The following is a 7,715-nucleotide window of genomic DNA, read 5'->3' as shown; positions in this document are numbered from 1 at the left end:
GATCAATATTCCCGCAAATACGCGCACAACGCTGCGCCACGTTAATGGTCTCAGGCCCACGATTCATGCTCCCCAATTGCCCCTGAACGGGGGCTCAAGCTCTCAACGGTAACCGAAGTTGCATCTTCATGCCCACATCCTGAGGCGTATGGCGTCCGCCTGGGAACGGAATTCAGGCTCATGCCGGTTGAGGCGAGGCGTGCGGTCCAGGGCACAGACCAGAGTCTCGCTTTGGGCCTTTCACTCAGGCGCATCGCGCGATGTCATGCCGTAAAACGGATATCCAACGGCGTTGCAGTTCAGCGATCTGTGCGGGTCGGGCTCGACTGCATCGCCACCCTCGCTCTGGCCGAACGTTGCGAATTGGCTACATGCCACGAGGCCGGGCAGAGATCGCGTCGCGATAGCGAAACGACCAGCCACTCAGCCTTCGCTGATGAAGTCCACCACGACAGTAGCGAGCTCCAGTCCGACATCTTCCTGCAGGAAGTGGCCGCCGCCTGAAAGCGTCTTGTGGAGTGGGTTCTTCGCGCCGGGAATCAGCTTCTGCAAGATGGCATCAGCACCGCGCGTGATCGGATCCTGGTCGCTGAAGGCGGTGAGGAACGGCTTGTCCCATTGCATCAGTGCTTTCCACGCCAGCCGATTCGGCTCCGCAGCCGGATCATCCGGACTGGACGGAACCAGTAGCGGAAATGCGCGCGCGCCGGCCTTGAAGCGCTCTTCCGGAAAAGGTGCGTTGTAAGCGGCGATCTCTTCATCAGTCAAACCCTTCGCACACCCACGCGCGACGATCTGGCCAATCGGCAAGACAGGAACGCTGCGCGCATAGTCGCGCCACTCCTGAAACGCCTTGCCGAGATCCTGATCGCCGGTAGGCAGGAAGGTATTGGCCGCCACCACGCGTGCGAACCTGTCACCGTGTCGGGCAACCAGGCGCAAGCCGATCAGACCGCCCCAATCCTGGCAGCACAACGTGATGCCGCCGAGATCGAGTTGGTCGAGAAACTGGCTCATCCAGTCGACATGGCCCTGGAAACTGTAGTCCGCGACATCAGCAGGTTTGTCCGAGCGGCCAAATCCGATCAGGTCCGGCACGATCACCCGATGACCGGCTGCGACCAGCACCGGAATCATCTTCCTGTAGAGATACGACCAGGAAGGCTCCCCGTGCAGAAGCAGGACGGGAGGTGCATGACGCGGGCCTTCGTCGATGTAGTGCATGCGCAATGTCGGCCTGCCGGCCGTATCGATCAACTCGACATAGTGCGGATCAAAGGCGTAGCCGGGAAGATTGTCGAAGCACGTATCGGGTGTGCGCAAAACCTGCATGGCGGTAGCCTTGGTCGAACGAGGAGATCTCGACGTTAGCAGACGCTTGCATGCAATTGCCGCCGTGTCAGGCGGCCTTGGGCTCCGCTTCCAGTTCCCGGCCAATCGCCCTGGCAAACATTTCCAGGGTGCGTATTGATATTTCATCGAGCCGGGAAGGCGCCGGATCGAGCGCGCACAAGGTCCCGAAGAACGAGCCGTCATCGCGCGTGATTGGCAGTGATATATAACTTTCAAAGCCGTACATGGCGGGCGTCGGATGCTTGCAGAACACGGGGCTGGCGCTGGCGTGATCGAAGGTCACAATGTTGCCGTGCTGGCGGATTTCATTGCAGATCGTCGACTCGAGGACGAGATCCTGACCGGGCAGCAGACCGAATTCGATGAGGTCGTAAACGGCACAGGCCGTCCATCGCGTATCGGTCACGCGCGCGACAGCCGCGAAACGCATGCCGGTAACACGAGTGACGGCTTCAAGAATTGTCGGGATGCCTGCGATCTTTCCTATCGCGGCGAGGTCGCGCTGCACTAGTGGATCAAGCTCGGGGCGTTCGGCGGTTCCTGTCGGGGTGTTGTTGCCCGCTTTGGCTTCGTCGTTCTCTTGCCCGACATGACCCAGAGTCCGCTCCTGCATGCATTGCCGGGAAATGCGATGGATGAATGCTTGCATCGGGTTCGACAGGCCGCGCAGCACATCCGGCTCGCCGATCGCACTGATGTTATGCCCAACCAGGCGCAGGTCGACGAGGCTGTGATCGAGTTTGAACGCAGCCGCGTGACGCGCGAACATCGCAGACCATTCACGAGCTGGCACGCCATCGAGCAGCGTCACCATTGCATGGCCGGTACTGGGCTCCGTGCTGCCTTTTCTTGCGGGAGGCAGGTCGAAGCCGACTGCCTTGGGGCGCAGGGGGTTGCTGGTCGAGGATGGGCGGGTTTTCATCAGCAAATGGTAGCGCGTCGGCACCCGCTTTGGTGTTCTGGAGGAATCGGGGAGAGTCCGCCTTTCCCTCAAGACAGAGTCATCAGTGGTCGCTGGACGTCGGCAGTCGCTACCGCCCGATCGACAACTGTCGACGGATTCCGTCCGCGGCCATCGCCAGAACCCTCGATATAGCGATACTCGACGCGCGAAGAAAAGGGGCCAGCGATAGCCGGCCCCGAAAATGATCCGGCTCAGGGGAAGCGATTACATGGGGTGGGCCAGTTTGCGCAGGCGCAAACCCACGATGATCTGCAGAATGCCGTAGAACAGCGCCAAAGCCGCGATCCAGATCATCATGGTCAGCAGCCCGGCACCAGGATTGGCGAAGAACAACCCGCCAAGAACGATGGCAACAACACCGCTGAGCGCGATCATCCATTCGCCTGTGACTTCCTTGCGAATGCGAATGGCCAGGATGATGCGGAAAATGCCGCCGATGATCAGCCATGCTGCGACAAACATCAGAAGAATGCTGGCAGTGGTGATCGGGTTGATGATGGTGACCAGGCCGAACGCGATCGACGCCAGGGCGTAGAAGGCCATCCAGCCCCTGGAAATGACCATCTTCCTGTTGAATACGGCGAACGCGCTGATAACTCCTTCGGCCAGCGCCATGATGCCAATGGCCCAGGTCAGTGCAGCGACAACGGCGAACGGCTTCATGAATGCAAAGACGGCAAACAAGACCGAGATCACGCCATATACCACCAGCACCCACCAGCTACGTCCCAAACTTCCAAGCAGACCAGGTTGCATGCCACTTCCCCCGTTGATGATCGGTTATCCGATGTGAAAGGCTTGACTACAGGCATCCTGCTGTCAACTGCCTTGCGAGGAGCTGTTTCGCAGGAGGATCAGGGGCGGCCGCTTGGTGGCCGCAATGAAAAAGCCGGCATACGCCGGCTTTTTCTGTTGGCAGACCGCCGTTTGAACCGGCGCTGGATTGCAGTCTATTTCAAGCCGCGATATTCCAGCAGCGGCTCGACACTGGGATCCTTGCCGCGGAACGCCTTGTACATCGCAGCGAGTTCCTCGGAATTTCCGCGCGAGAGGACCCGGTCGCGGAAGGTCTGGCCATTCTCGCGAGTCATGCCGCCGTTTTCCTTGAACCACTCGAAGGCGTCGTGGTCGAGGACTTCGCTCCAGAGGTAAGCGTAGTAACCGGCCGAATAACCGCCGCCCCAGATGTGTGCGAAATAGGGCGTCTCGTAGCGCGGTGGCACTTGCGGGAGATCAACCTTGTAGCGCTTCAGGGCATCGGCTTCGAACTGATCGACATCCTGCAGCGGAGCATCGGCAGGCAACTGGTGCCAGGCCTGATCAAGCAGGGCGGCGCCGAGGTATTCGACCGTCGCATATCCCTGGTTGAAGGCGCGTGCCTTGACGATCTTGTCGACCAGTGCCTGCGGCATCGGCTCGCCGGTTTCGTGGTGCTTGGCGTAGTTGGCGAACACGGTCGGCTCCAGGGCCCAGTGCTCGTTGAACTGCGAGGGGAACTCGACAAAATCACGCGAAGTGCTGGTGCCGGCAATGCTCGGGTACTTCACGTTCGAGAACATGCCGTGCAGGGCATGACCAAATTCGTGGAACATCGTGGTCGCGTCGTCGAAGCTGAGCAGGGCCGGCTGGCCCTCAGCCGGTTTGGTGAAGTTGCACACGTTGAAAACGACGGGCTTCGTGCCGGTGAGGCCATCCTGCTCAACGAAGACATCCATCCATGCGCCGCCGCCCTTGCTTGGCCGCTTGTAGAAATCGGCATAGAACAGCGCGAGTGGCGAGCCATCCGCGTCGAACACGTCGAATACGCGAACATCCGGGTGGTAGACCGGCAGGTCGGTACGTTCCTTGAAGGTGATCCCGTAGAGCTGTGTGGCAGCGAAGAAGACGCCGTCATTGAGTACACGATTGAGTTCGAAGTAGGGTTTGACCTGCGATTCGTCAAGATCGTACTCGGCCATGCGGACCTGGTCGGCATACAAGTCCCAATCGGCGGCGGACAGCTCGAAGTCGCCCTTGTCGGCGTCGATCATCTTCTGGATCTTGGCCGCTTCGCTGCGCGCGCGCGCGGTTGCGGCAGGAACCATGTCGGTCATCAACTTGATCGCGTTTTCCGGCTTCTCGGCCATCTGGTCAGCCAGGCTGTATGCGGCGAAGTTCGGATAGCCAAGCAATTGCGCGCGTTCCGCGCGAAGCTGGGCAAGGCGCTGGATGATCGCGCGGGTATCGTTCTCGTCGCCCTGGCTGGAACGGTTTTCGGAGGCTTCGAGCACCAGCAAGCGCAGATAGCGATCGGTAAGCGAACCGAGTACCGGTTGTTGGGTGGTGTTCTGCAGCGTCAATAGGTAAGTGCCATCGTCAAGATTCTTCTCCGCGGCGGCATTGGCTGCCGCGGCAATGGCCCCCTCGCTGAGTCCATCCAGCTGCGCAACGTCGTCGACTTCCACCGCTGCGGCATTGGTACCCGCCAGCAGCTTGTTCTGGAATTCGGTGGAGAGCGTCGACTCTTCCTTGTTCAGGGCGCGCAGCTTTGTCTGGTCTGCGTCGTTGAGTTGCGCGCCGGCGCGTACGAAGTCGGTGTAGGTCTTCTCGACCAAACGGACCTGCACGGGATCCAGCCCACTGGTCGCGCGTGCGGCATGGATTGCCTTGACGCGATCAAAGAGTTTGGCGTTCAGGTAAATCGCATCGGCATGTTCCGCCAGCTTCGGCGCCAGTTCGACCTGGGCTGCTTGCAGCGTGTCGTTGGTGTTGGCCTGAGCCAGGGCGAAGAAGATGCGCGCTGCGCGGTTGAGCAGTTCCCCGGTTTCCTCCATGGCTACGAAGGTGTTCTCGAAGGTTGGCGCATCCGGGTTGTTGGCGATCTTCACGATCTCGGTCAGGTGCTGGCTCATCCCTTCCTCAATGGCCGGCAGGAAGTCCGTGTCCTTGATCTTGTCGAACGGTGGCGCCTGCATGGGCAGGGTGCTGGCAGCAAGAAGCGGGTTCACGGGCGCGGTTTCCTCTGACGTTTCGGCCGCAGGCGCGGGTGCATCCGCAGGCCGGGATGCGGACTCCGTGGACGGGGACGAACAGGCGGCCAGCGCCAGAAGCAGCGCGGCGGCAAGGGCGGATCGGATCATGGGTGAGTCCTGGAGCAAAATGGACCCGCACGATAGACCCGGATCGGTGTATTCGCCAAGTGCGGGAAGTATTGGCATCTCTCGGGCTTCGCAGCCAACCATCACGCGGCACGGTATGGAGGCGGTCTGCTGATTGGCTGGTTCTGAATTCCAGGCTGACACCTCGACACTGCCGTCGGGATTCGGCAATTGGCGAGCGCGAACAATGGAGCGGGCTGCGGCGCTTGCCGCAAGGTGGTTCGTGCGCTTCGGGTGTTGCGGGAAAGTTGCGACTTGCGTCACGTATGGGAGAATCGCGGCATAGGGAACCTGCCATCTTGGGGATAGCGCATGAAACGGTCGATCGTCTTTCTGATCTTGTGTGTGGCTGTGCACGGCCTTGCTGCGGCTGCCGAAAGGGTAGAGCGCAGTGTCGTGGTACTGGCCGGTGCCAACGCCGGTTTCCAGGAGGCCCGCTACGCTGACGACGGCAGGCTGACGGTCCACTATGAATTCAACGATCGCGGGCGTGGCCCCAATCTGGATGCGACCTACCAGCTGGATGCCCAGGGCATGCCGACATCGGCGACGCTCAAGGGCGTGGACTACCTGAAAGCGCCGGTCGACGAGGTCTGGACGCGCAAGGGCGACAGCCTGAGCTGGAAGAACGCTTCAGAAGACGAAACGCGGATTGTCGTCGGTCCAGCGATGTTCCTGGGCCTGAACTATGTGCCGGAAGATGGTTCGCTGCTCGCGCGCGCCTTGCTCAAGGCGACCGACAGCAAGCTGGCCTTGCTGCCGGCGGGCGAGGCCAGCATCCGCAAACTGGCCAGCACGACGATTGAAGGCAAGCCCGGCGCGCGCACGATCAATCTCTACGCGATCAATGGACTTGGCCTGCTGCCCGACTACATCTGGCTGGACGAAGATCAGCAGTTCTTCGCCACCTACTCGGGCTGGATGACCATGATCCGCGAAGGCTACGAGGACAGCATCAAGACGATCGGGGATCGCCAGGAACTGGAGGAAAAGCGTCTTGCTGAAACCCGCGCCAGCGATCTGACTAGAACACTCGACAAACCCCTGCTGATCCGCAATGTCCGCGTCTTCGATCCACCTACCGGCGAAGTGATTGATGCGCGCTCGGTACTGATCGATGGCGGGCGCATCATTTCGATAGGTGCAGCCGATGTCAGCCTGCTGCCAGGCATCGATGAGCTCGATGGCGGTGACCGCTTCCTGATGCCTGGCCTGTGGGACATGCACGTGCATTTCTCTGGTGGAGCCGATGGCCTGCTTGAGCTCGCATCAGGCGTGACCACGGTGCGAGACATGGCCAACCAGACTGATGTTCTGAGCGGTCTGATCGAGGGCATCGAGTCGGGCAAGGACATCGGTCCGCGCATCATCCGCGCCGGCATCATCGATGGAAAGGGGCCGTTCGCCGGCCCGACCAAGGTGCTGGTAGAGACTGATGAGGAGGCGATCGCCGCGGTCAACGACTATGCCGCCAGCGGCCACGAACAGATCAAGATCTACAGCTCGGTGAGGCCCGAGTTGATGCCGGTGATTGCCAAGGCCGCACATGAGAAGGGCATGCGCGTCAGCGGCCATGTGCCAGCCAACATGACGGCGCAGCAGTTCGTCGAGAATGGTGCGGACGAGATCCAGCACATCAACATGCTGTTCCTCAATTTCATGTTCGACAAGGTCCAGGACACGCGCACTCCGGCACGCTTCACGGCCGTTGCCGAGTACGGCGCCGCACTCGACCTGGGCTCGCCGGAAGTCGTTTCCTTCATCGAATTGCTCAAGGAGCGCAACATCGTTGTCGATCCGACGGTTGGCACTTTTGAGGACATGTTCCTGAGTCGGCCGGGTGTGCCCGGTCCCGGCTTCGCAGCGATCGTCGATCGATTCCCGACCACCTGGCAGCGGCAGTTTCGATCCGGCGCAGGCGGCCTCGAGATGAAGCCGGGGCAGGAGGCGCTATTCCGCGATTCCTACCAGAACATGGTGAACATGATCGGTGTCATCCATCGTAGCGGAGTGACCATCGTCCCGGGGACCGACAACCTCGCCGGCATGACCTTGCCTCGTGAGCTGGAGCTTTACGTCGAGGCAGGGATTCCGCCGAAGGAAGTGCTGCAGATCGCCACCAGCGGCAGCGCGGAGGTCATGAATCGAGGCGACGAATACGGACGCGTCGCTCCAGGATACGTGTCCGACCTGATCCTTGTAGATGGTGATCCGACGGTCAACATGGCCGACATCCGCAAAGTCAGGACGACGATTCGGGG

The 7,715-nt window shown here is 60.7% G+C and carries 5 protein-coding genes; 1 reads left to right on the top strand and 4 read right to left on the bottom strand.

Annotated elements, in window-relative coordinates:
* Nucleotides 1-423: 423 nt before the first annotated feature.
* The 4 genes from WBP53_RS10855 to WBP53_RS10840 form a co-directional block, all read right to left on the bottom strand.
* On the bottom strand, nt 424-1,332 hold the full coding sequence (locus tag WBP53_RS10855) for a haloalkane dehalogenase (RefSeq protein ID WP_423928796.1): 909 nt from the start codon (nt 1,330-1,332) through the stop codon (nt 424-426).
* 67 nt (nt 1,333-1,399) lie between these two features.
* The gene (locus WBP53_RS10850) at nt 1,400-2,275 is read right to left on the bottom strand and encodes a GAF domain-containing protein (RefSeq protein ID WP_423928794.1); all 876 of its coding nucleotides are present in this window, start codon (nt 2,273-2,275) and stop codon (nt 1,400-1,402) included.
* Between the two features lie 246 nt (nt 2,276-2,521).
* On the bottom strand, nt 2,522-3,073 hold the full coding sequence (locus WBP53_RS10845) for an HdeD family acid-resistance protein (protein WP_423928792.1): 552 nt from the start codon (nt 3,071-3,073) through the stop codon (nt 2,522-2,524).
* Nucleotides 3,074-3,267: 194 nt separating this feature from the next.
* Nucleotides 3,268-5,436, bottom strand: a complete 2,169-nt coding sequence (locus WBP53_RS10840; protein WP_423928790.1) for a M3 family metallopeptidase — start codon at nt 5,434-5,436, stop codon at nt 3,268-3,270.
* 330 nt (nt 5,437-5,766) lie between these two features.
* On the opposite strand from WBP53_RS10840, the gene WBP53_RS10835 reads away from it, so the two are divergent.
* The coding region (locus WBP53_RS10835; RefSeq protein WP_423928788.1) for an amidohydrolase family protein at nt 5,767-7,715 on the top strand (1,949 nt) is incomplete at its 3' end.

This window comes from Dokdonella sp. (genome assembly GCF_049593775.1).
GTDB lineage: Bacteria > Pseudomonadota > Gammaproteobacteria > Xanthomonadales > Rhodanobacteraceae > Dokdonella.
Note: the sequence above shows the minus strand (reverse complement) of the source record. Positions and strands in the feature narration are given on the sequence as shown.